Annotated in this window: 21 protein-coding genes; 8 read left to right on the top strand and 13 right to left on the bottom strand. The window is 62.1% G+C overall.

The window, feature by feature from the left end; translation table 11 throughout:
- Positions 1–16: 16 nt before the first annotated feature.
- From AC3YMN_RS13195 to AC3YMN_RS13175, 5 genes are all read right to left on the bottom strand, one after another.
- Complete coding sequence (locus tag AC3YMN_RS13195; RefSeq protein ID WP_127752429.1) at positions 17–1,054, bottom strand: sulfate/molybdate ABC transporter ATP-binding protein; 1,038 nt, start codon at positions 1,052–1,054, stop codon at positions 17–19.
- 17 nt (positions 1,055–1,071) lie between these two features.
- Positions 1,072–1,926: a sulfate ABC transporter permease subunit CysW gene (gene cysW / locus AC3YMN_RS13190; RefSeq protein ID WP_172122811.1), complete on the bottom strand. Its 855-nt coding sequence runs from the start codon at positions 1,924–1,926 to the stop codon at positions 1,072–1,074.
- Positions 1,910–2,773, bottom strand: coding sequence for a sulfate ABC transporter permease subunit CysT (cysT, locus tag AC3YMN_RS13185; RefSeq protein ID WP_172124889.1), 864 nt, complete (start codon positions 2,771–2,773; stop codon positions 1,910–1,912). The genes cysW and cysT overlap by 17 nt, the downstream gene beginning before the upstream one ends.
- Positions 2,774–3,014: 241 nt before the next feature.
- The gene (locus AC3YMN_RS13180; protein ID WP_348983130.1) at positions 3,015–3,482 is read right to left on the bottom strand and encodes a group III truncated hemoglobin; all 468 of its coding nucleotides are present in this window, start codon (positions 3,480–3,482) and stop codon (positions 3,015–3,017) included.
- Positions 3,475–4,083, bottom strand: a complete 609-nt coding sequence (locus tag AC3YMN_RS13175) for a helix-turn-helix transcriptional regulator (RefSeq protein ID WP_248305249.1) — start codon at positions 4,081–4,083, stop codon at positions 3,475–3,477. Before AC3YMN_RS13175 ends, AC3YMN_RS13180 begins: the two co-directional genes overlap by 8 nt.
- A gap of 242 nt (positions 4,084–4,325) precedes the next feature.
- On the opposite strand from AC3YMN_RS13175, the gene AC3YMN_RS13170 reads away from it, so the two are divergent.
- The 8 genes from AC3YMN_RS13170 (at position 4,326) to AC3YMN_RS13135 (ending at position 13,858) form a co-directional block, all read left to right on the top strand.
- Positions 4,326–4,865, top strand: coding sequence for a flavin reductase family protein (locus AC3YMN_RS13170; RefSeq protein WP_127752426.1), 540 nt, complete (start codon positions 4,326–4,328; stop codon positions 4,863–4,865).
- Positions 4,866–4,939: 74 nt separating this feature from the next.
- Positions 4,940–5,215 carry a DUF6894 family protein gene (locus tag AC3YMN_RS13165; RefSeq protein ID WP_127752425.1) on the top strand — a complete coding sequence of 92 codons (276 nt, stop codon included), beginning with the start codon at positions 4,940–4,942 and terminating at the stop codon, positions 5,213–5,215.
- Positions 5,216–5,303: 88 nt separating this feature from the next.
- Positions 5,304–6,263, top strand: coding sequence for a class 1 fructose-bisphosphatase (locus AC3YMN_RS13160; protein WP_127752424.1), 960 nt, complete (start codon positions 5,304–5,306; stop codon positions 6,261–6,263).
- A gap of 159 nt (positions 6,264–6,422) precedes the next feature.
- Positions 6,423–7,613 carry an AGE family epimerase/isomerase gene (locus AC3YMN_RS13155; RefSeq protein WP_348983129.1) on the top strand — a complete coding sequence of 397 codons (1,191 nt, stop codon included), beginning with the start codon at positions 6,423–6,425 and terminating at the stop codon, positions 7,611–7,613.
- A 66-nt stretch (positions 7,614–7,679) separates the two neighbouring features.
- Positions 7,680–8,468, top strand: a complete 789-nt coding sequence (locus tag AC3YMN_RS13150) for an SDR family oxidoreductase (protein ID WP_489890351.1) — start codon at positions 7,680–7,682, stop codon at positions 8,466–8,468.
- A gap of 242 nt (positions 8,469–8,710) precedes the next feature.
- Positions 8,711–9,259: a PadR family transcriptional regulator gene (locus tag AC3YMN_RS13145; protein WP_127752421.1), complete on the top strand. Its 549-nt coding sequence runs from the start codon at positions 8,711–8,713 to the stop codon at positions 9,257–9,259.
- 13 nt (positions 9,260–9,272) lie between these two features.
- Positions 9,273–10,541: an efflux RND transporter periplasmic adaptor subunit gene (locus AC3YMN_RS13140; RefSeq protein WP_489890350.1), complete on the top strand. Its 1,269-nt coding sequence runs from the start codon at positions 9,273–9,275 to the stop codon at positions 10,539–10,541.
- Positions 10,542–10,552: 11 nt separating this feature from the next.
- The gene (locus tag AC3YMN_RS13135; protein ID WP_127752419.1) at positions 10,553–13,858 is read left to right on the top strand and encodes an efflux RND transporter permease subunit; all 3,306 of its coding nucleotides are present in this window, start codon (positions 10,553–10,555) and stop codon (positions 13,856–13,858) included.
- Positions 13,859–13,954: 96 nt separating this feature from the next.
- Here AC3YMN_RS13135 and AC3YMN_RS13130 read toward each other — a convergent pair whose 3' ends face one another.
- The 8 genes from AC3YMN_RS13130 to AC3YMN_RS13095 all read right to left on the bottom strand — a co-directional run bounded on the left by AC3YMN_RS13130 (position 13,955) and on the right by AC3YMN_RS13095 (position 23,729).
- Positions 13,955–15,853, bottom strand: a complete 1,899-nt coding sequence (locus AC3YMN_RS13130) for an ABCB family ABC transporter ATP-binding protein/permease (protein ID WP_172122807.1) — start codon at positions 15,851–15,853, stop codon at positions 13,955–13,957.
- Positions 15,853–16,176 (bottom strand): ArsR/SmtB family transcription factor, encoded by a 324-nt coding sequence (locus tag AC3YMN_RS13125; RefSeq protein WP_489890349.1) that lies wholly within the window; start codon positions 16,174–16,176, stop codon positions 15,853–15,855. The genes AC3YMN_RS13130 and AC3YMN_RS13125 overlap by 1 nt, the downstream gene beginning before the upstream one ends.
- Before the next feature lie 99 nt (positions 16,177–16,275).
- Complete coding sequence (locus AC3YMN_RS13120; protein WP_164854756.1) at positions 16,276–16,491, bottom strand: LysM peptidoglycan-binding domain-containing protein; 216 nt, start codon at positions 16,489–16,491, stop codon at positions 16,276–16,278.
- Positions 16,492–18,495: 2,004 nt separating this feature from the next.
- Positions 18,496–20,112: a citramalate synthase gene (cimA, locus tag AC3YMN_RS13115; protein ID WP_489890348.1), complete on the bottom strand. Its 1,617-nt coding sequence runs from the start codon at positions 20,110–20,112 to the stop codon at positions 18,496–18,498.
- Positions 20,113–20,118: 6 nt separating this feature from the next.
- Positions 20,119–20,601, bottom strand: coding sequence for a GFA family protein (locus tag AC3YMN_RS13110; protein ID WP_489890347.1), 483 nt, complete (start codon positions 20,599–20,601; stop codon positions 20,119–20,121).
- Positions 20,594–21,085: a GFA family protein gene (locus AC3YMN_RS13105; RefSeq protein ID WP_172122804.1), complete on the bottom strand. Its 492-nt coding sequence runs from the start codon at positions 21,083–21,085 to the stop codon at positions 20,594–20,596. The genes AC3YMN_RS13110 and AC3YMN_RS13105 overlap by 8 nt, the downstream gene beginning before the upstream one ends.
- Entirely contained in the window at positions 21,082–22,521 is a 1,440-nt protein-coding gene (cysS, locus tag AC3YMN_RS13100; protein ID WP_489890346.1) for a cysteine--tRNA ligase, read from the bottom strand. The genes AC3YMN_RS13105 and cysS overlap by 4 nt, the downstream gene beginning before the upstream one ends.
- A gap of 194 nt (positions 22,522–22,715) precedes the next feature.
- Entirely contained in the window at positions 22,716–23,729 is a 1,014-nt protein-coding gene (locus AC3YMN_RS13095) for a fumarylacetoacetate hydrolase family protein (RefSeq protein ID WP_489890345.1), read from the bottom strand.
- Between the last annotated feature and the right edge of the window lie 124 nt (positions 23,730–23,853).

Here is a 23,853-nt window from a genome sequence, read left to right as displayed (position 1 = left end):
TGTTTTGACCATAGCGTCAGGTGGCGGGGAACAGCTGCCAGCGGCGCGGCCGGAAAGTGAGCTGGCTGCGTTCACCAGCCGGATGGTCGAAGGGAAGGTCCAGTTCCACCTTGTGGTTGGCCGGACCGAGATCAACTTCAACCCGTCGTGTTCCCCCGACGCGGCGGCTGGTGTGCACCGTGCCAGCGAGCGTCGCATCGCCTTCCACCAGATCCACGTCGTGCGGCCGGAAGAACATGCGCGCCGGACCGGGCTGCACCCCAGGAGCAGGCACGCCGATCGCGCGACCGGCAACCAGCAGTTCCCCTTTGTCCACCGTCACCGGCAGTTCGCTGGACTCCCCGATAAAGCCGAACACAAAGGGCGAGGCGGGGTGATCATAGACCTCATCGGGCGTGCCCACCTGTTCGATGGCCCCCTGGCTCATGACACAAAGGCGGTCAGACAGCTCGAGCGCTTCTTCCTGGTCGTGCGTCACAAAGACAGTGGTATGACCGGTGCGGTCATGCATTTCCCGCAGCCACCGACGCAGCTCGCGCCGGACCTGTGCGTCGAGCGCGCCAAAAGGTTCATCGAGCAGCAATACGCCGGGCTCAATGGCCAGGGCGCGGGCGAGAGCCACGCGCTGGCGCTGCCCGCCCGAAAGCTGATTGGGGTAGCGCTTTTCGAGGCCGGAAAGCTGGACGAGATCGAGCAGTTCCATGGCGCGACGTCGAATTTCCCCTGCTGGCGGTCGCGTGGCTCGTGGGCGCACCTTGAGGCCAAAGGAGATGTTTTCGAGAATGGTCATGTGCCGGAACAGCGCATAGTGCTGGAACACAAAGCCGATATTGCGCTCCTGCACCGTCTTTTCCGAGGCGTCCATGTCGCCAAAGAAGATCTTGCCTTGGCTCGGCATTTCCAGCCCAGCGATCAAGCGCAACAGCGTGGTCTTGCCGGAGCCGGAGGGCCCCAGCAAGGCGATCAACTCGCCTGAACGGATATCGAGCGACACGTCCTTGAGCGCGGCAAAGCCATCGAACTCCTTGCGCACATTGCTAACGCGAACTTCCATTAAATCTCGATCTCCGATCAGTGGCCGCTGGCGGCGATTTCATCGCCAAAGCGCCATTCCAGGGCGGTCTTGAGCACGAGCGTCACGAGGGCCAGCATAGCCAGGAGGGACGCCAGCGCAAAAGCAGCCGTGGCATTATACTCGTTGTAGAACATTTCGACTTGCAGCGGGATGGTCGTGGTTTGGCCGCGGATCCGGCCAGACACCACCGCAACGGCCCCGAACTCGCCCATCGCACGGGCGTTGCAGAGCAGCACGCCGTAGAGCAGGCCCCATTTTATATTGGGCAAGGTGACGCGCCAGAAGGTCTGCCACCCATCGGCACCGAGCGACAGCGCCGCTTCCTCATCCCCCGTGCCTTGATCCTGCATCAAGGGAATGAGTTCACGGGCGACAAAGGGAAAGGTGACGAAGATGGTGGCGAGGACAATGCCCGGCACCGCAAACAGCACTTCGATGCCGTGGGACTTTAGCCACGGGCCCAGCAGGCTGCCGCCACCGAACAGCAGCACATAAACGAGGCCCGAGATCACGGGCGACACGGAGAATGGCAGGTCGATCAGCGTGATGAGGAAGGCCTTACCCTTGAACTCAAACTTGGCGATAGCCCAGGAGGCGCAGATGCCAAAGACGACATTGAGCGGCACTGCAATCGCCGCAACCAGCAGGGTCAAGCGGATCGCAGCCTGCGCGTCCGGGCTGCTTAGCCCCGCGAGGTAGGGGCCAAACCCGGCCCGGAACGCTTCCGAAAACACTGCCACCAGCGGCAACAGCAAAAACAGCGCCATGAACAGGACGCTGATGACGATCAGCGCGAGCCGGACCCCGATGCTTTCTGAAATGGGGGAGTGTCGGCTAATTGCCATAGCCATACCTCGCTCGGCTCCAGGCTTGGATCAGGTTGATGGCAAAGAGGAGGGCAAAGGAGATCAGCAGCATCACGGTCGCGATCACGGCGGCGCCGGTATAGTTGAACTCTTCCAGCCGAATGACGATCAGCAGCGGCGCAATTTCCGAAACAAAAGGAATGTTACCGGCAATGAAGATCACGGAGCCATATTCCCCTACCGCTCGGGCGAATGCCAACGCAAACCCAGTGAGGATGGCCGGCGTCAAGCTCGGCAGCACGACGCGCGTGATGGTCTGAAAGCGATTAGCCCCCAGGGTGGCACTCACCTCTTCTACTTCGCGGCTGACCTCCTCAAGGATGGGCTGGATGGTACGCACCACGAAAGGCAAGCCGATGAAGATCATCGCAATGATGATGCCCGTCGGCGTATAGGCGACCCGAATGCCCAGCGGCGTGAGCAAGGCGCCAACAAAGCCGTTCGGCGCGTAGATCGCCGTCAGGGCCACCCCAGCCACCGCCGTTGGGAGGGCAAAGGGCAGGTCAACCATTGCGTCGAGGAGCCGCCGACCCGGGAAGCGATAGCGTACCAGGACCCAGGCAATCAGCGTGCCGAAGATCACATTCACTACCGCGGCAAACAGCGCGGTCAAAAAGCTGACCCGCAGTGCTCCCACCACCCGCGGATCAACCGCTGCGGCCCAGAACACGCCGAGCCCCTGCCCGGTGGAGCGCAAAACGAGAAAGACCAGCGGCACGAGGATTATCAAGGAGAAATAGGTCAGCGTGAAACCGAGGGTCAGGCCAAACCCGGGGATTACGCTGGACTGACGGAAGCGCCAGCGGGCGCGCACCGGTGTCGTTGCCGTCAGCGTACTCAACAAGGAGCCCCGCCACTGGTAGCGGGATCACGCTGGCTAACGCCGCTGGCGTTTATCGGAAAATCGATACTCATCTCGCGCCCCCGTGCCGTTGCGCGGAAAACCTAGCGGGTCGGTCGGGATTAACAAGCCTTTACCTGCCGCATTGCAGGAGCGTCTGGAAAAATAATACTCGCGGGGGCCGCCCCGGCAGCACGCGGCGACCTTGACCTCCTCGGGCAGCACGGCCGCACTAAATTTCTTCGCGCTGCAGCGGACCCATAGTGGTGATGTCCTCACCCCGCCGCATGGCGATGTTCATGCGGAAGCTGTTCCCGACCCGCTCGGAGCGTTCGATGAAGACTGCAGCGATCTCAGCGGGGCAGATCCGCACAACCGTTTGCCGAAACAACCGCAGCCAGCGCTGGAAGTGCACGTCGGAAAGCTCGGGAATGGCGATGTGCTTGGGCAGCGGCCGTCCGCCATAGCGCCCCGTGCCCAACAGCATGGACGACCAGAAATCCGCGATGAGTTCGAGGTGCCGCGGCCAGTGGTCCTCGGGGATGAGGCGGTTGAAGACCGGCCCGATCAACGGGTCGGATCGGGCATCGGCATAAAATGCGTTCACCACGCGTCGGATCAGTGCCTCGTCCAGTCCCACCGGCATGTCCCAGCCGATGCGGGACAGCCTGGCGCTTGCGGGAAACTCTGTATCAGACATCGCGTAACGCCGGGCGAATGGAATAGGAGCAGCGCCGGCCGCCCGAGACGATGTGCTCGGTTCGCTCCACTTGAGCACCCTCCCCTAGCACATGGCGGAACACATCGAGCTCGGCCCGGCAAAAACCCTGGCAGGCCGTGGCGGCGGCGCAAATCGGGCAATGGTTTTCCATCAGCAACAGACCGCCGTCCTCCTCCTGGCGCCACTCCGCCATGTAACCTTCATCCGAACGGAGCCGGGCCAAGGTGGCAACTTTCTCGCTGAGGTTTGCCTTGTCAAGCATAGCCTCGTGGTAGGCTGCGGTTGTCGCCATCTCCCGGCCCGAGATCACGGTGTCGAGTGCCGCCTCACCCAACTGGCTGCGGATCAATTCAAGCAATTGCACCGTCAGCGCCGCATGCGTGTCGGGAAACCGTGCCATGGCTTGGGAAGTGAGGCTCCAGTTTTGGCCAGGCCGACCCACACCCTTGGGCTCGCTGGTGGCGCTGACCAGACCCTGGTTTGCCAGCTTGAGCAATTGTTGGCGAGCCGCTTCTGCACTGGTGCCAAGCAGGGCACCCAAAGCTGCGGTGCTCAGCGAGCCATGCATCTTTATAGCCATGAGCAGCCGCTCCCCTGGGCTGCGAGGGGACCACTGGTGGTCTTGCATGTCGTGGCTTGACATCGAGGGCGAGCGGGTTTTCAAAGGAACTACTTGGAAAATACCCGGAACCAGCGCTTAGATCAAGCTCGCTCCGGAATCGGCAGCCCGCCAAAGCGGCTCACGCCGATCCAGCAGATGGAACCGGCGCGTGTGCGCGAGGATTGCAGTAGGACGGACGACGGCAAATGGTGGACGGCTGGATGGCTGACTTTGACTATCCCGACGCCTTGCGTCTCCGCGCCCCCCGTCGCCCCACAGTCGGCGATGCCGAGTTCCGCGCCGCCATGGCCGCGATGGCATCCACGGTCCATGTGGTGACAGCACGGCGCGGCGAGGAACGCGTCGGACGCACAGCAACCTCCATGCTGTCACTGTCGGCGGCGCCGCCTTCGATCCTGGTGTCCATCGACATGGTGAGCCGGCTGGCCGATGTGATCGCCAAGACCGGTGGGTTCTCCCTTGCCATGCTGGCCGATGATCAAAGCGAGATCGGCAATGCTTTTGCGGGCCGGATGGACCCGCTGGATCGCTTCGCCTCTGGACAATGGGGAAGCTGGCCTTCTGGCAACCCTATGCTGCTGGGCGCCGTCACTGCCATCGACTGCGAAGTGATCGGCGCCATTGAGACGGGTACCCATGTACTGTTTGCGGGTGCGATCATTGAGGCGGAAACGACCACCACGCGCTCGCCTTTGCTTTGGCAGCGGCATCACTACCATTCGTTAACAAGACACCAATAAGCGTTGCATGCAGGGTATGGCTCGGCAACTGCCAGGCGCCGCCTGCATTTCCCTTTCACCCAGGGAGGTCCCCCTTGCCCCGCTTCTTTTTTCACTACCGCACCGATGACCGGTTGATCCGTGACCTTGATGGCAGCGAACACCCCGATCTTGATGCTGCCGAATTGCGGGCCGGCGAAATCGGCCGCGCCATTGTCGAGCGGCTGGCCGCCGAGGATGAAGACGCCGAGTTGCGCGGCTCGATCGAGATCACCGATGCCGCCGGCGCGGAGTTGCTTTATGTCGTGTTCTGGGCGGGACCGCCCCTTGCCCCCGGCGGCACGCCGTTCTATCCCACCACACTGCATTAACATCTCCGCCTTAGGCGAAAGTCTGCCTTTGCCAGCCTCACGGAGGTTGCGACACTTGCAGCAAGCCCTACCAACCGCGAGTGCGCCAATGACCCAGACGCTTAAGCAGTGGCTTGCCACTGCCACCTCCAGCCCGGAACTCGCATGGGTTGTCGATACCGTGGCTGGAGCTTGTGCCGAGATCGCCGCAGTGCTGCGCCTGGCGCCGCTCGCGGGACAAACGGGCCTTGCGGGGGCCACCAATGTCCAGGGCGAGGCGCAAAAGCAGTTGGACGTAATCTCCAACGACATATTTGTCAGGCACTTGCGGGCAAATGCGGCTGTTTCGATTCTAGTGTCCGAAGAGTTGGATGAAGCGCTTCACCTGAACGATGAGGGCGGGTTTATGGTCGCCTGCGATCCACTGGATGGCTCGTCCAATCTGGATGTGAACGTCACCGTGGGCACCATTTTCTCCATCCTGGCCGTTGACCCCAAGGCTCCTGACCTGCTGCAACCCGGCACGCGTCAGCTTGCAGCGGGCTATGCCGCTTATGGTCCGGCGACCAGCCTCGTCTTGAGCTTTGGAGATAAGGTGGCGACCTTCGCCATTGACGCAAGCGGGCAGTTTGCCCTGGTTGAGGACGGGGTGTCCGTACCCTCAGCGTCAGCAGAATACGCCATCAATACGGCCCGTGCCCGCTTCTGGGACCAGGCCACCAGCGCTTATGTTGCCGAGAACGTCGCGGGCGAAACGGGTGTCGCGGGCAAGCGCTACAACATGCGCTGGATCGGCTCCATGGTCGCCGACATCCACCGCATCCTGATGCGCGGCGGCATTTTCCTCTACCCGCTCGATAGTGAAACTGCGAGCAAGGGCGGTCGCCTGCGCCTGCTCTATGAAGCCAACCCCATGGCGTTTCTTGTCGAGGCTGCGGGGGGACGCGCCACCACCGGACCCCAGCGGATCCTTGAGGTCCAGCCCACCTCCATCCATCAGCGCGTACCAGTGATCCTGGGGTCGGCCGAGGAAGTGGCGCGCGTTGAGGCGCATTACCAAAGGCTATAGAACTGGGTTTACGAGCGCGGGTGCGGCTCCTTATACATTCCCCAGAGGAGCCGGCCTCTGTGCGTCGGCTGGGGGAGCCAAATGAGCGAGACGCATCCGATTTTGCCACCGAGCAACAGAAGCCTTTGGAGCAACCGCCCATTCCATCGGCAGTGGTTGATGCGGCAGGCCAATGACCTTTTCGACTTTTTTGAAGGTGCCTCGATCAACGCCGCGGGCGGGTTCTTTGAACTAGATGACAATGGTCACCCGCTCAATGCCGACAACCCGGTGCGGGCAATCCACACCACCGCCCGCATGGTGCACTGCTTTGCGCTTGGGAGCTTGCTGGGCCGGCCGGGGTCGGACGAGATCGTTGACCACGGAATGCGCTATCTTTGGGAGCGGCACCGCGACAGCACGCATGGCGGCTATAGCTGGTCGCTCGACAATGACGGGCTCAAGGACAGCAGCAAGCAGGCCTATGGCCACGCCTTTGTGCTGCTGGCCGCATCGAGCGCCAAGCTCGCCGGCCACCCCCTTGCCGACCTCATGCTGGCTGACGTCACCGAAATCATCAACCGCCAATTCTGGGACGCTGAGGTCGGGGCGGTGCGAGATGAGTTCGGCGCTGACTGGTCCGCGATCAGCACCTATCGCGGCCAGAACTCCAACATGCACATGACCGAAGCGCTGATGGCCGCCTTTGAGGCCACTGGCGACCGCGCTTACCTGAACAAAGCCGAACGGATTGCCGAACTCATCATCGGCAAGCATGCCAGCGCACTCGATTACCGGGTGGCAGAGCACTTCACGCAGGACTGGGTGTTAGACAGGGATTACCTCGGCTCGGAGATGTTCCGGCCCTCCGGCACCACGCCCGGACATTGGATGGAGTGGTCGCGGCTGCTGCTCCAGCTTTGGGTTCTAAGCGACAAGCGCAACTCATGGATGACCGAAGCGGCGCGCAGTCTCTTCCGCCAGGCCATCGAGCTGGGCTGGGACAAGCAGCATGGCGGTTTCTATTACACGCTGGACTGGAACAACCAGCCAGCGATGCGCGAGAAGCTCTGGTGGCCGGTAAGCGAGGCGATCGGTGCGGCGGCGTTCCTCTCTCATTACGATCGGGACCTCTATTTCCAGCACTGGTATCGCCGGTTCTGGGACTTTGCGGCCAATCACATGATCGACCATGAGCGTGGCGGCTGGCATTCGGAACTGACGGAGGACTTGCAGCCCACATCGCGCCTGTTCGTGGGTAAGCCTGATATCTACCATGCCCTGCAAGCCTGCCTTATTCCGCTTTATCCAGCGATCGGTTCGCTCTCGCATGCGATCATCCAGACCGACGATACCGCCGCCTTGACCTAGGTAATCGGGACCTGCCCTGCCACGTTTTGCGCGCTTCAAGCGTTAAGGGCAAAACGGAGAAAGCACATGACGCAGGATCTTTCGGGCAAGGTGGCGCTGGTGACTGGTGCCGGTTCGGGTATTGGCAAGGCCGCAGCGCTGACGCTCGCCCAAGCGGGCGCCAGCGTGGTGGTGATGAGCCGCACGGCCAAGGAGGTTGAAAAAACCGCCGAGGAGATCAAGCAGGCCGGCGGCACAGCCACGGCCATGACCGCCGACACCTCTGACGATGTGGCGATGGCAGAGCTGTTCAGCCAGTTGGTGCAGGAGCATGGGCGCCTCGACATCGTGGTGGCCAATGCAGGCGTGAACGGGGTTTGGGCCCCGATAGCCGAGCTGCAGCCGGCGGAATGGGACAAGACCATCGCCATCAATCTGCGCGGCACTTACCTGACCATCCATTATGCGGTGCCGCACCTGATCAAGGCGGGCGGCGGATCGATCGTCGTGATCTCCTCGATCAATGGGACGCGCACCTTCACCAATCCCGGCGCCACCGCCTATTCCGTGACTAAGGCAGGGCAAGTCGCCATGGTGCAGCAACTGGCTGTAGAACTCGGGCAGCATCGCATCCGCATCAACGCGATCTGCCCGGGTGCCATAGAATCCGAAATTTCGGACAATACCGAAAAACGCAACAGCGAAGCGGCCGAAGTACCGGCTGAGTTTCCTGAGGGCGACATCCCCCTGACCGGCGGTGAACCCGGCGAAGCAGAGGACGTGGCCAACGCCATTCTGTTCTTTGCATCCGAGCAGTCGCGCCATATCACCGGCACGCCGCTCTGGATTGACGGGGCGCAAAGTCTGATCCGATAATTCGAGCTAAATCATAGTAATTAAAGGGGCGTGATCTTTGATCTTGCCCCTATTACATTGCCACTGGCGCCATAACGCCCTTGCGCACTATAAAGGTGCTGCTTAGCCGGACGGCTAACAGCCATGCGAGGCCTTCTTAACTGGTTTGCGTCCTTCTGTCGCAATCACACTTGCTTTGCTGCTCCTCCCCCCTATATAGCTCCAGCATATATCGGACCTGAATAGGTCTGCTGGAGCCTTCCATGAACGTCAGAACCTTGTGCCTTTCGATCCTCTATGAGGGCGAAGCGACCGGATACGAGATCCGCCGCCGATGTGTGGAGGGTGAATGTTCCTATTTTATCGAAGCCAGCTTCGGCTCGATCTATCCCGCGCTGGCCAAGCTTGAAGAAGAAGGGCTCGTCACCAGCCGCACCGAGCAGCAAGAAGGCAAGCCGGCCAAGAAGGTCTATGCCATCACAATCGAAGGCCGCCATGCATTTGCCAAGGAGTTGGCAGAACCTCTCGGCGAAGATGTGCTGCGCAGCCCTTTTCTGCTGTTTGCCCGCTACGCCCATCTGATGCCGGCAGACCTTGTGGAGCAGCGCGGCTCTGAGTATCTGCAGCGCACCCTGGACTGCCGAAGCGGCATGGAAACTGCTGCTACCGAGCGCGAGATGAGCGCAGCCGATTGCTGGGTGGTCGGCTTTGGCCGGGCCATCATGGAAGCTTCGGAAAAGTATTTGCGTGCGCATATGCACGAGTTGATCGGCTTGGCGAAGACCGAGCGAAACAAAGACGCGGCTGAGTAAGGGGCTAAGTACGATGCGTGCATTCTTTTCCTTTGGGTTGGCCTTCGCCATTCTGCTGCTGGCCGGTGGCTGGCTGGCGACCGGTACTCTGGTGCAGGGCGGGCAAGGCCCGGGCAATGGCGTGCAGCCAATCGTTGCCGTCATCGAGGGCGAAGACCACGGTCCGATCCACACTGCTCTGGCCGAGGCTGGCGTCTTGGCGGAGCATCACGAGGCCGAGGTCGATCCCAAACTCACCATTGCACAACGTACCGAGGCGGTAACTGGCGCCAACGCGCCGGTTCAATCCGTACGTACGCAGACCTTCACGGCACAACCGATGACCATCCAAGTGCCGGTGCGCGGGCGCACCCAGGCCAAGTCCACGGTTGCTGCCGTCGCGGAAACAACCGGCACAGTGGATGTGGTGCATGTAACCAAGGGCGAGCGCGTCGAAGCTGGCGAGCTGCTGTGCACGCTCGATCAGGGCACGCGCGCCGCGGCCGTCGCTCAGGCCGAAGCCAGCTTGGCGCAAGCCGAGGCAGCACTGGCGCAAGCCGAACTCAATTATGCGACCAATGCCGACCTGCGTAAGCGCGGCCTTGCCGCCACAAACACGGCCAATGAAGCCGAAGTGGCCTTGGCCCAGGCTCGTGCGGGAGTGTCCCAGGCTCAGGCGGGCATTGACAATGCCCGCGAAGAACTGGCCCGGACCGAGATCAAGGCCAAGGTTGCCGGCTTGGTTCAGGACCCCGTCGCTGTTGCCGGTTCCATGCTGAGTGCCGGCTCGCCTTGCGCAACCATCGTGCAGCTCAACCCTATCGTGTTCAGCGGCTCGGTGGCAGAAGGCGACATTGCCAGGGCCAAGACCGGTCTCGATGCAACGGTGACGACCGTCACCGGTGACACGGTGGAAGGCAAGGTCAGTTACATTTCTTCAGTGGCTGACGACGCCACCCGCTCGTTCCAAGCGGAGATCGAGATCCCCAACGAAGACTTCGCCATTCGCGACGGCATCACCGCACGCGCAATCGTCAACGTCGGAACGGTTCCGGGGCACCTGCTGCCACAATCTGTCCTGACGCTGGGTGATGATGGAGTATTGGGCGTGCGCACAGTGGAGGACGGCAAGGTGGCCTTTTATCCCGTCACTGTGGTCAGCGACACCCGCGACGGTGCCTGGGTGAGCGGCCTGCCGGAAACGGCAGAGGTGATCACTGTAGGCCAGGAAAGCGTAACCACCGGCGACCAGGTGCAGGCGACTCCCGCCGACACTGCAAGCGCTGAAGCGACGGCCAGTTAAGGAGCGCATCCATGCTCGACTTCATCGAACGCATTCTGCGGATGCCCCGCGTCGTCCTCACGATCATGGTGCTCGTGCTCGGCGCGGGTTCGGTGGCCTATGTCTCCATGCCCAAGGAAAGCTTCCCGGCTATCGAGATTCCCTATCTGTATGTGTCGATCACGCAGACTGGTGTGTCGCCGGCTGACGCCGAAAATCTTCTGGCCAAGCCGGCAGAAGAAGAACTGGCGACCCTGACCGGGCTTGAAAACATCACCACAACCTCGACAACCGGGCACGCCTCCGTGCTGCTCGAGTTCGACATCAACACCGACAAGGACCAGGCCCTCGCCGATACGCGCGCCCGGATGGATGCCGTGCGCGCCAAGCTGCCAAGCGAAGCCGACGATCCCACCGTCACCGAGATCGATTTCATCGGCCCCATCATGTCGGTGGCTATCTATGGCAGCGCCCCCGACAAGGAGATGATCCGCCGCGCCGAGGAACTGCAAGACGCGCTCGAGGCGCTTGGCGACGTGCGCGAAGTGACCCTGTCAGGCGCACGCGACGAGCAGCTCGAAATCCGCATCGACCAGACCCGGCTTGAAGCCTATGGCCTCACCGCTGGCCAATTGCTGGATTCGCTGGCGCGCAACAACATGGTGGTGCCTGGCGGTACCTATAATTCCGGCCAAGGCGCCTTCAACATCGAAGTGCCCGGGCTGATCACCACGGCACAGGACGTATATGACCTGCCGCTCAAGACCGACGGCAATACCGTGGTCACCTTCGGGGACGTGGCGACCATCACCCGGTCGCTGGCTGACGCCACCGAATATACCCAGGTGAACGGCTCTCCAGCCCTGATCCTGAGTGTCGCCAAAAAGACCGGCACTAACATCATCGACGTATCCAATCAGGTGCGCGAAACAACCAAGAATGTTGCGGCCAACTGGTCGGGCGGTGTTGGCTACAGCTTCTTCCTCGATCAGGCGGAAACCACCACCAACCTATTCCGCTCCCTGGAAGCGGCCGTGCTCACGGCCGTGGCGCTGGTGCTGATCACCTGTATCGCGACGCTGGGCCTGCGCCCTGCCCTCATGATCGGGTTGTCGATTCCGCTCTCGTTCATGATGGCGTTCCTCGTGGCCGAAATGCTGGGCATGACCATCAACATGATGGTGATGTTCGGTCTCGTGATCGCGGTGGGCGTTCTGGTGGACGACCCCGTGGTGGTCGTTGAATATGCCGAGCGAAAACTGATGGAGGGCGTTCCCAAGAAGGAAGCCTTCATCATGGCGATGCGCAAGATGTTCGTGCCGGTGGTAGGCGCTACCGCCACGACCCTGGGCGCCTTTATCCCGCTCCTGTTCTGGCCGGGCATTATCGGCAAGTTCATGAGTTACCTGCCCACGATCGTGATCATCGTGATGGTCGCGTCCTTCATCTCGGCGCTGATCTTCATGCCGGTGATTGGCTCGGTGATCGCCTCGACCCATGTGGACGAGAAGGAAAAGGCCAAGGCCGACCTGGTGATGTATCCCGAGAAGTTCGACGCCAAGAAGGTAAGCGGCGTTACGGGCGTTTATGTGCGGCTGATGGAAAAGCTGATGCACTGGCCGATCCCGACCTTGGCTGTTGGGTTCGGCATCATCGTCGGCATCTTTATCTTGTATAGCAACAACCCCACGGGAACTGAGGCTTTCCCGGCATCGGAGCCTGAGTATGCCACTGTGGCGGTGGTCGGCCAGGGCAACTACAGCCCCGAAGAAGTACGCGACATGCTGGTCGAGGTGCAGGACGAAATCCTGCATGTTCAAGGCATCCAGGACGTCATCATGCAGTTCGGCGATACCGGCGCCGCGGGCACGATGCCGCCCAATACCCTGGGCAACTTCCAGCTGCAGCTGACTGATTGGAGCGAGCGGGTCCCCGCCGAGCAGATCTTTGGCGACATTCGCCAGCGCGTGAGCTCCATTGCCGGGCTTGACGTACAGGTGCTGCCGCTCGAGAACGGCCCGCCGGCGGGCAAGGACATCAATATGCGGGTGGAAAGCACCAACTATGATGACCTGCTACCCGTGGTCACTGCCATCAGCAACGAGCTGGCCAGCTGGCCCGAAACCGTTGACCTGGAGGACGGTCGGCCCTCCCGCGGTATCGACTGGCAGATCACCATCGACCGCGTGGAAGCGGGGCGTTACGGGATCGGCGTGCGCGAGCTGTCCCCCTATGTTCAGCTGATCACCTCCGGCGTAAAGCTGGGCACCTATCGTGACGCGGAAACCGGCGACGAGCTCGATATCCGCGTTCGCCTGCCCGAGGACGAGCGCACCTTCGATGCCTTGGAAAGCATGCGTATTGCTACAGCCCAAGGCCTGATCCCGGTGTCGAACTTCATCGACCGTCAGCCGGTGCCTAAGGTCGCCAATATCGAACGGCGCAACCAGGTCTACGTGATGAACGTGGCCGCAGGTCTTAACAACCTTCCCGAAGGCGTTTTTCCGGCGGACAAGGTGGCTGAACTGCAGGCCTGGATCGGCGAGCAGAACTTTCCTGAAACCGTCAATGTGGCATTTGGCGGGGCTGAAGAGCAGATGGGCGACGCAAACGCCTTCATTGTGCAGGCGATGGGTATGGCCATGGCCATCATCTTCTTCGTGCTGCTGCTCGAGTATAACAGCTTCTACCAGGTGTTGGTGACCCTCTCGACAGTCGCCATGTCGGTCGCGGGCGTGCTTTTGGGCATGCTGGCGACGGGAATGACCTTCTCGGCGATCATGACCGGCCTGGGGATTGTGGCCTTGGCAGGCATTGTGGTGAAGAACGGCATCGTGTTGATCGACACCTATAATGACTACCACCGGCATCAAGGTGTCGAGGCGGTCAGGGCTATGTTGCTGACTGTGGGCCAGCGCGTTCGCCCGGTGCTTCTCACCGCGTTCCTCACAGCCTTGGGCGTGATCCCGATGTGGGCGAATGTGGAGTTCGACTTCATCCGCCGTGAGATCGTGATCGGGGGCCTAGCCGGCTCGTGGTTCATCCACCTTTCGGCGGCCCTGGTGTCGGGCCTGTTCTTCTCAACGCTGCTGACCCTGATCATGGTGCCGGTGATGATCACCGCCCCCAGCGTGATCAAGCAGCAGATGGGCTCTATCTTCTCCCGGTTCGGCCGCCGCAAGACCGCCCTGGCGGTGCCAGCAGGGTTCGACGGCATGGCCGTGGAAGTCCCAGAGGAAGCCGATGGCGCCCGCCGCTACATCGTCTCCAAGGACGCTGGCCTCAAGGAAGATGGCGCCAACGGCCCGCGCGTCGACCGACGGGACGCAGCCGAATAGCCCCGGCTCTGAGAAACACAAAAAGGCCCGCAGCGATGCGGGCCTTTTCTTTGTTAGGACGAAAAGCTTGGTGCCGAAGCTGGGACGACCCCTGCCCTATTCCGCCGCCGGCGCCACAGTCTTGACAAAACCATCGGGGTCGTTGGCGGTCTGCCGCAGCTTTTCTTCGGCCTCGGTGGCTTCGCGCTGGCGGTTCCACATCTGCGCGTAAAGGCCACCTTGCGCCAGCAGATCGCGATGATTGCCGCGCTCGGCGACGGTGCCACTGCGCAGCACGAGGATTTCGTCCGCATTGATAACGGTGGAAAGCCGGTGGGCGATCACGACCGTGGTGCGATTGGCCGAAACAATGTCCAGTGCCGACTGGATGTCGCGCTCGGTCTTGGTGTCGAGGGCCGAGGTCGCTTCATCGAGGATCAGGATCGGTGGCGCCTTCAGGATGGTGCGGGCGATCGCCACGCGCTGCTTCTCGCCGCCCGACAGCTTGAGGCCACGCTCGCCAACGGGCGTGTCATAGCCCTTGGGCAGCGTTTCGATGAATGGCCCGACCTGGGCCATTGCGGCGGCCTTGCGGACCTCTTCATGGCTGGCGCCGGGGCGGCCATATTCGATGTTGTAACCAATGGTGTCGTTGAACAGCACCGTATCCTGCGGCACCATGCCAATGGCCGCTCGGAGACTATCCTGCGTGATGTCGCGTAGGTCCTGCCCATCGATGGTAATGGCGCCGCCCGTCACGTCATAGAAGCGATACAGCAGCCGTGAAATGGTCGACTTGCCGGCGCCGGTCGGCCCAACGATGGCGACGGTCTTGCCGGCCGGAACCTCAAAGCTCACATCCTTGAGGATCGGCCGGTCGGGATCATAATGAAAGCTGACGTGATCGAAGCGAATGACCGGGCCCGTCACCACCAGCGGCTTGGCATTGGGCTTGTCGACGATTTCGGCGGGCTGCTCGAGAAGTTTGAACATCTCCTCGATATCGGTCAGGCCCTGCCGCAACTCTCGATACACAAAGCCGATGAAATTGAGCGGCCGATAGATCTGCATCAGGAAAGTGTTGAGCAGGACAAAGTCACCCAAAGTCAGGGTGCCGTTCATCACCCCGTTCACGGCCATGACGCTGATGATGATGAAGCCGGCATAAAAGATCACCGCCTGGCCGAAGTTGAGCACGCCAAGCGAGGTCCAAATCCGGATCGCTGAGCGCTCGTAACCGGCCATGGCGCGGTCGTAGCGTTCGGCCTCCATCTTCTCATTGCCGAAATACTTCACTGTTTCGAAGTTCAGCATGCTGTCGATGGCCTTGGAATTGGCATCGGTGTCGCTGTTGTTCATGTCCCGGCGAATGGCGATACGCCAGTTGGACGCCTTGATGGTGAAGTAGAGATAGCCCCAGATAGTCACCACGAGGATGCCGAGATAGCTGACGCCGAACATGTAGACAAAGATCACCGCGGTGATCACGAACTCCACCAGAGTCGGCACGATATTGAGCATGGTGAAGCGCACGATGGCTTCGATGCCCTTGGTGCCGCGCTCGATCACCCGGCTCAAGCCGCCCGTGCGGCGAGCTAGGTGGAAACGGAGCGAGAGTTGATGCACGTGATTGAAGGTGCGGTAGGCCAGTTTACGCACGGCATTCTGGCCAACGCTGGCGAACAGCACGTCGCGCAATTGCTGGAAGCCAGCATCGATGATGTTGCCGAGACCATAGGCGATCACCAGCACAATTGGGACAGCCAGGCCCATGACCAAGGTGTTGTTCGGCTGGGAGCCGTCAAGGCTGTCGACAATACCTTTATAGGCGAAGGGAATAAGCGTCGTTGCGACCTTGGACAGCAGCAAAGCCGCAATCGCCAGCACCACCCGCAGCCGCAAATCAGGCCGATCCGCTGGCCACATATAGGTCCACAGATTGCGCACTGTGGCGAACACAGAACCCTCGTCCGCGTTTACGGACGATTTTGCCTTCCGGCTTTGATCAACTGACATCAGACTGGTTCCGTTTTCCGGATAGCTGGGACCACGGGCGCAAGACCCTCCAGCATGCTTGCATAAGCGCTTCCAAGCGCCTGCAGGCGATCATGCTGCACCACATAGCAGTTCCGGGTGCCACGTGGCTTGCGTTCGATCAGCCCGGCATCAAGCAATACCTTGATGTGCTGGGAGACGGTGGACTGTGCCAGCGGCAAGGATTCTGTGACATCGGCGCAGCAGCATTCCCGCTGCTGCTCCCGTGCCAGGATACGCAATATGCTGAGGCGGACCGGATGGCCGAGCGCCCGCATGATGGTCGCGAAATCGTCGTCTTGCATGAAGGCCACTTCTTTGATCGTCAACAAGCGATAGAAGATGGTGTGCTACGGCGCAAGGGCAATTGCCTGCGGCTTACCGAGCAGAAGCGGCCCTGTCCGCTACTGCTCCCCGGCGGGCAGATCAAACACCTGGCCTGGATAGATCCGGTTGGGATCGCGAATCTGACCATTATTGGCCTGGTAGATCGTCGTGTACTTGATCCCGGCACCGTAGACGCGCCGCGCGATGGTCCAAAGGTTATCACCGCGCCGGATTATGGCCTTGCCAGAGGCAAAACGCTGCTCTTCGGCATTGCCGACCTGGACCCCAACCATAGTTGGCACCTCGTCTGGTGCGGCCGGGCCGGGCGCCACCTTCGAAGGCCGGGGAGAGGCAGCGACGGCCGGAGCGGATACGGGCGTCTCCACCGTTGGGGACGCAGCAGAAGGCGCCGCAGGGTTGGCCGCCGACACCTGGTCAGCCATTGGCTTTGTCGCCAGAGTGGTATCGGGGCGTACCGCCGCATCTGCGGGACCTGATTCCGCCGCGCTTCTTGCTGAGGCAACGGAGCCAGCCGCGGTCGGAGCCTCAGCCGCCGCCGGTTGAGGGTTTACAGCGGCAGCACTTGATGAAGCGGTTGTGGGGGGCCGCTCACTGGCAGGAGGGTTGGCGACCTGCGGGGCCGAGGAGCCTGCTTCTGCTACCGGCCCAGGCTGCTGCGTATTGACGGGTGCCTGTTGTCCTGTTGCGCCCGCTGAAGGTGTTGGCGCTGCGGCCGGGCGTGCTGACGACGAAAGAGGCGCCTGGGCTACTGCCGCCGGCGCGTCGGCGGTGGGGACCTCGAGAACGAAATTCACTTCTGCTCGGGCCGAAACACTCGCATCGGCGGGGTCGAGGAGATCAACGCGAATGCGTTGATTGGGCTTGGTCAGTACATTGCCGCCCTCCACCAACCAGCGGCCGTCCGAAACTATGGCGTCGGCAATGAAGACGTCATCAACATAAAGCCGCACCGTGCCACCCTCCGGGCCAGCGCCGGCGAAAAATGCCCGCTCCCCTTCGACTTCGATGGCATCAATGCTTGGCTGCGTTGGTGCAGAAAGGGATGACGGTTCCTCGCCCGGCTGAACAGATGGAACGGAGGGCGTTGCCGCCACAAATGCCTCTGGCGCAGCGGCCCCAAATGGTGCTGTCGACCCCGGGACGGCGGCGACATGTGGGTTAGCTGGCGCCTGCGCAGCGAAGGGTACCGCCGTCGGAACCGTTGCTCCCGGCGAACCGGGATCCGTGCTCCCACTCGGCAATGGCGGGGCTCCAGCAAGTCGGTCTGAGTTTTGCGCCGGAGCCGCCACGGACTTGGGCTGAGCCGGCAGTTGGGCGGTGGGTTCTTGTTCTGGAGCGGCAGCGATCTCGACAGGCGGTGCGGTCGTGCTCGCACCAATGGGCAAGGTGCCGGGCGTGGCAGCGGTCGCGGCTTGAGCTTCCGGCTGAGCATCGGCCGGCGCAGCTTGAGCTTCTGCCCGAGAGACGGCGGCAGATGGACTGGATGATGTCGCCGCGGCAGGCGTTTCCGGAGTGGCGGCCGCCGGCTCTGTCACGGACTGGGCCGCAGCGGTTGTAGTCTCGGCGCCCGCAATGGGGCGTTCAAGGCCCTGCAATACTTCGCTAGCTTGACCTGGTGTACTGGCTACGACCAAGGGCTCAGCCGTGCGGGCCTCGTCAATGACAACCACAAAGGACTGGCCCGACTGCCCCTTCTCGCCAACTTCGGCGAGGGTGAGCTCAGTTCCGCCTGGAGGCAGCGGCGCTTCAGGCACCAGCACCCAATCGCCGCTTGCCTCAACGTTGGTCCGGCCAATCGACGCGCCATCGGAAAACACTTCAACTTCGCTGCCAGGCTTGCCGCTGCCAGCGATCACCACCGAACCATCGGGCTCCGCGCGAAGCAAACCAAAGTTCGCGGCAACCACGCTGTCGGCCGGGGCCGGGGGCGTTTGGCTAGACGCATTAGGTTCTGCTAACGTCTCTGTTGCTGGAGTGGACTGAGCCGGAGCGAGCGCGACCGCCTCCGTGGCAGACGCGGGGGCGGAAACATCGGTGGCGGCCACGGCTGGGGCAGGCAGAATGCCGGCATCGCTCATCTTGCCGCGAAGACAATGGCCCATTCCATCGCTGCTGTTGAAACAAGCAACCAGCGAGGGCCCCGAAAGGACACCGACAACAACTACGAGCGTGAGCGCAGCGGCGCCAATGGTGAGCGCGAGTGGCTTGTTCGGGACGGGGTCGGCCAGTTTGTCCTCCAGGACGATTGGAGCTGCGCCGCTCTATGGGCAGCCCGGTTAGGCAGTCTTGACGGCCTTGGCGGCTGTGGCCTCAGTTTTCAAGAGCTTATAGGTAATAGATTCATACAACGCTTCAAAAGAAGCATCAATGATATTGGGCGACACGCCAATAGTGTGCCACCGTTCGCCCGTGCCATCGCGGCTTTCCACCAGCACACGGGTGACCGCGCCCGTGCCCCCGTCCAGAATACGAACCTTGAAATCAACGAGCACCAAGTCCTCGATCCGGCTGGAGAATTTGCCAAGATCCTTGCGCAGGGCGAGGTCAAGCGCGTTGACAGGGCCATTGCCCTCGGCCACCGACATCAACAATTCGCCATCGACCCGGATCTTGACCACCGCTTCGGTGACCGTGACCTCTTCGCCCTGCGCATTATGGCGCCGCTCGACACTGGCGCGATAGTTTTCGACAGCAAAGAAGTTGGGCAAGGTGCCCAATACTTCTCGCGCCAGCACGGCAAAGGATGCATCGGCGCCGTCATAGGAATAACCACGCGCCTCGCGTTCCTTGACGGTGGCCAATAGCCGCTCGAGGCGCGGGTCATCCTTGGAGATGGCGATGCCGTGACGGGCAAGCGCCGTCAGCAGATTGGAGCGGCCCGCCTGCTGGCTCACCATGATCGAGCGCTCATTGCCCACACTCTCGGGTGGAACGTGCTCGTAGCTGGAAAAGTCCTTGGCGAGCGCCGAAGCGTGAATGCCGGCCTTGGTTGCAAAGGCGGAGGCGCCGACATAGGGCGCCTGCCGGGCCGGTGCGCGGTTGAGCCGATCATCGAACGCCCGGGAAAGCTGAGTCAGGCGCTCAAGGCGGCCCGCATCGATGCCCGTTGCGAACCGCTCCGCGTAATGGGACTTCAGTAAGAGCGTAGGGATGATGGTGACGAGATTGGCGTTGCCACAGCGCTCCCCGATGCCGTTGAGCGTGCCCTGGATTTGGCGAACGCCCGCTTCCACGGCGGCTAATGTGTTCGCCACGGCCTGGCCGGTATCGTCATGGGCGTGGATGCCGAGCTTGTCGCCTGGGGCCACCCCAAGAACCGCTGTAACAATCTCGCGGATTTCGGCGGGCATGGTGCCGCCATTGGTGTCGCACAGCACTACCCACCGGGCGCCAGCCTCGAGCGCGGTGCGCACGCAAGACAGCGCATAGTCCGGGTTGGACTTAAAGCCATCAAAGAAGTGCTCGCAGTCAACCAGAGCTTCCTTGCCGGCCGCAACAGTTGCCACCACGGTTTCGCTCAGATTGGCGAGGTTTTCCTCCAGCGTGATTTCCAGCGCCGTTTCCACCTGCCGATCCCAGGCCTTGGCGACAAAGCACGCAGCTTCGGCGCGCGACTGCAGCAAACCCTGTACCCCTGGATCGTTGGCAACGGAGCGCCCGGCCCGCTTGGTCATGCCAAAGGCGGTGAACCGGGCCTTGTTGGTGCGCTGTTCGCCAAAGAACTCTGTGTCCACCGGGTTCGCGCCGGGATAGCCGCCCTCGATGTAGTCGACGCCAAGCTCCTCCAGCAGGGCCGCAATGGAAATCTTGTCCTCCAGCGAGAACTCGATGCCCGCGGTCTGGGCGCCATCCCGCAGGGTGGTGTCGTAGAGAAAGAGGCGGTCTTTGGACATGGAACTCTAGTGCTGTTCGGGCCAGGTGGCGGTGTCGTGATCGGGGTGCTGGTGATTGCTGGCGGCAATCCTTGCAGCGCCTTCGGCGTCCTCCGCTTCGCTGGGCGGGCAATCAGGCAGGCCGCCAAGCGCAGGCACCCAACTGATGCGGCTTTCAATGCCGTGCTGGTCAAGCGGCGGGAAGGCTTCTGGATGGTCCAGCGAGCCAATCGACACGGCAATGCGGTCGCCCTCGGTGTAGCGGAAAGTCAGCGGCGTGCCGCAACGGGCACAAAAGCCACGCTCGGCGCGATCGGAGGACATGAAGGTGGCGAGTGTCCCCCGCGTCAGCTCCCAGGTCGAGCGGGCGCCGCCCACGAGTGGCGCATAAAACGCGCCAAAGGCCTTCTGGCACATGCGGCAATGGCAGATATGGGCATTGCTCGGGCGCTCGGTGAACCGATAACGCACTGCGCCACATTGGCAGCCGCCGCTCCAGCTTTCACTCATGTGAACTCTCCCGCGGTGGCCAATCCGAAGTGTCGTGGTCCGGATGCTGGTTGGAGTGGATGCCGGCCAGGAAGTCGCGCCACTCGTCGCTGTCTTCGGTGCGCACGGGGAGGCTAGTCAGATCATCAAAGAAGGGCAACTTGTCATGGAGGTTGACCTGCAACGCCGGGGTAGCAACCGTCGGGTCATCGAAAGCACCGATCGCCAATTCAAGGCCAAACCGGGTTTCATAAGCGAGCGGAGTGCCGCAATCGCCGCAAAAGGCGCGCCGTGCCGCGTTGGAGCTCTGGTACCATTTCGGCTCACCGCGGCTCCAGACCGCATCATGGGCGGTGACCAAGGGCCCGAAAAAACCACCAAAGGCCTTCTGGCACATGCGGCAGTGACAAATGGACGGTCGCCCCAGCAGCTTGACGCGGAACCGCACCGCGCCACACTGGCAACCTCCGGCATGCGCCTCGATATTGCCTTCCGAGCTGATCATCGCTTGAGCTCCCATTTGGTGCGACGCTCGCCGCTTTGTGGGTCCTTGTAGTCCATCAGCGCAATGCCCTGCTGGGCCAGTTCGGTGCGGATGCGGTCGGCCTCGGCAAAGTCCTTGCTGTTGAGGGCGGCAAGACGTGCAGCAACGGCGGTCGCGATATGGGCGGGTTCCTCCTCGCTGCTCCCGGCCAGCAACCCATCAAGGCTGAAGCCGAGGAAGCGCAGCGTTGCCGCCAGGCAGTGCCGGGCCTCGCCCTCTCCCCGGTTCGCACGCTTGGCGATGAAATCGAGCGCCACCGAAGCGCGATGGAAGTTGAGGTCCTTGGCCAGTTCGCCGACAACGCTCGCATCCGGCGCCGCACCATCCTCCACCGCCACGCCCCCGGTGGCGCGCTGCCAGTCGCGCAGCTTGGTTTCGGCTTCTTCCAGGCGCCGCACGCTGAAATCGATCGGCTCGCGATAGTGGGTCATCAGCATGGCAAGGCGCAGCACCTCGCCGGGCCAGCACCGGCCGCCGAATTTGTCGGTGGCGAGCAACTCGTTAATGGTGACAAAATTGCCCACGCTCTTGGACATTTTCTGCCCTTCCACCTGCAGAAAGCCGTTATGCATCCAGACCCGCGCCATTTGATGGGTGCCGTGAGCACAGCGGGATTGAGCGATCTCGTTCTCGTGGTGCGGGAAGATCAGGTCTAGTCCGCCGCCATGGATATCGAAGACTTCGCCGAGATAAGCGGCGCTCATTGCCGAGCATTCAATATGCCAGCCCGGGCGCCCACGTCCCCAGGGGCTCTCCCAGCCCGGCTCATCGGCGCTCGACTGCTTCCAAAGGACGAAGTCGGCCGGGTTCTTCTTGTGCGTGTCGACGGCGACGCGCGCGCCGGCGAGATTGTCCTCCAGATTGCGCCCGGAGAGACGGCCATAATCGGGCATGGAGGTGGTATCGAACAGCACCTCGCCGGCGGCGTCATAGGCATGGCCCTTGGCGATGAGCTTTTCGATAAGGCTGACCATATCGGGCTTGCCATCGGGCCGCGGCAGCACAAAGTCGGTGGCGCGGGGCTGGTAGGTGGGGGCGAGCGTGCCCAATTCCTCGACATCGGCCGCGAACTGCGCGGCGGTTTTTTCCGTCACCTGCCGGATGGCCTCGTTGAGCGGCAGGTCGGGATAATCGCGTGCCGCCCTCGCATTGATCTTGTCGTCGACATCCGTGATGTTGCGGACATAGGTGACGTGCTCGGCGCCATAGATGTGGCGCAGCAGGCGGAACAGCAGATCAAAGACGATCACCGGCCGAGCATTGCCGATATGGGCGAAGTCATAGACGGTGGGGCCGCAGACATAGAGCCGCACATTGCTGCTATCGAGAGGCTCGAAGAGCTCCTCCCGGCGCGTCAGTGTGTTGTAGAGCGAAAGCGGCGGCAGTCCCGAGTTCATGTTGACGTCCTGGCCATGCGGATGGGCACTGGCTGCGGGCGCTTCGAGTATCGGGTTTTTTGGATAAAGAAGACCGCGCTGCCAAATCGTGGTTAGCAGGTAATAACGCAGCCGTTAATCGGATTAACGTCGATCTTCATGGCGCCACTTTCGGCCCAAGCCGCCGCCAAATCAAGCCCTTCGTGCACATTCGCTCAAGCCTGACGCTCGAGCAGGGCCACTTGTTGATTGATTTCGCCGAACGGCGCCCGCCCTGCCGTGTCCACCGCAGCGATGCGCAAGGCGTCACCGGGTTGCAGGAAAGGCGTGCGCGCCCGCCCGAACTTGGTTTTTTCGACAGTGCGCAACTCGGCAAGGCAGGCAAAGCCGATCCCGTCCCGCTTGGTAGGCAGGGTTTCGTCATGCCTATTAGACACGGTGCCCGAGCCGACAATGGTGCCAGCAGCCAGGCTGCGCGTGCGGGCGGCCTCCACGATCAGGTCGGCAAAATCGAACTCCACGTCCAGCCCTGCATTGGGCTGACCGATCAAATTCCCGTTGACCTCCACCCGCAGCGGCAAATGCAGCCGGTTGTCTCGCCAGGTGTCGCCCAAGGCTTCTGGCGTTATCGCGACCGGGCCAAAGCTGGTGGAAGGCTTAGCGTGGAAAAAGCCAAACCCACCCTGCAGGTCCTCGGCGACGAGGCGGCGCAGGGACACGTCGTTGCAGATCGTGACCAGACGAATGGCAGAGGCAGCCTGCTCGCGCGAGGGCTGCATCGGCACGGGCCCGATGATCACCGCGATCTCGGCCTCAAAGTCGAGCGCAAGATCGCCTTCGGGCACGAGAATGGGGGCGGTAGGCGCCAGCAGCGTATCCGAACCACCCTGGTACAGCAGCGGCCGGGTGGATTGCAGTTCGGCGTCCTTGCTGCCCCGCAGCGTGCGGACGCGTTCGAGATGGCTCATATAGCCCGAGCCATCGATCCACTGATAGGCGCGTGGGAGCGGCGCGAGCGCTTGAATGGCCTCGAACACCTTACCGGCAATCGCACCCGCGTTCAACTCGGACGCGAGTGCCGCCAGCTGAGGAGCCGCGTTGTCCCAGTCATCGAGCGCCGCCTGCAGATGGGGCGCAATGCGGCCTGCGGCAACACAGCGCTGTCCATCTGCGGAAACCACCACCAGCTGGCCATCGGGGCGACCGTTTCTAAGGGTAGCAAGCTTCATCGTGGCGCAATCTCCCGCTCGAGTGTTGCGCCAGCGCTATCACGCCATCTGGCCGAGGACTATAGTGTTGCCACCAGATCGGCGCTGGCCTATGCGGCTTTTGCAACGCCGCCGCTTCCAGCCG

The sequence above is a fragment of the Devosia sp. Z11_6 genome (assembly GCF_058133665.1).
This window is presented reverse-complemented; position numbering and strand designations above follow the sequence as displayed.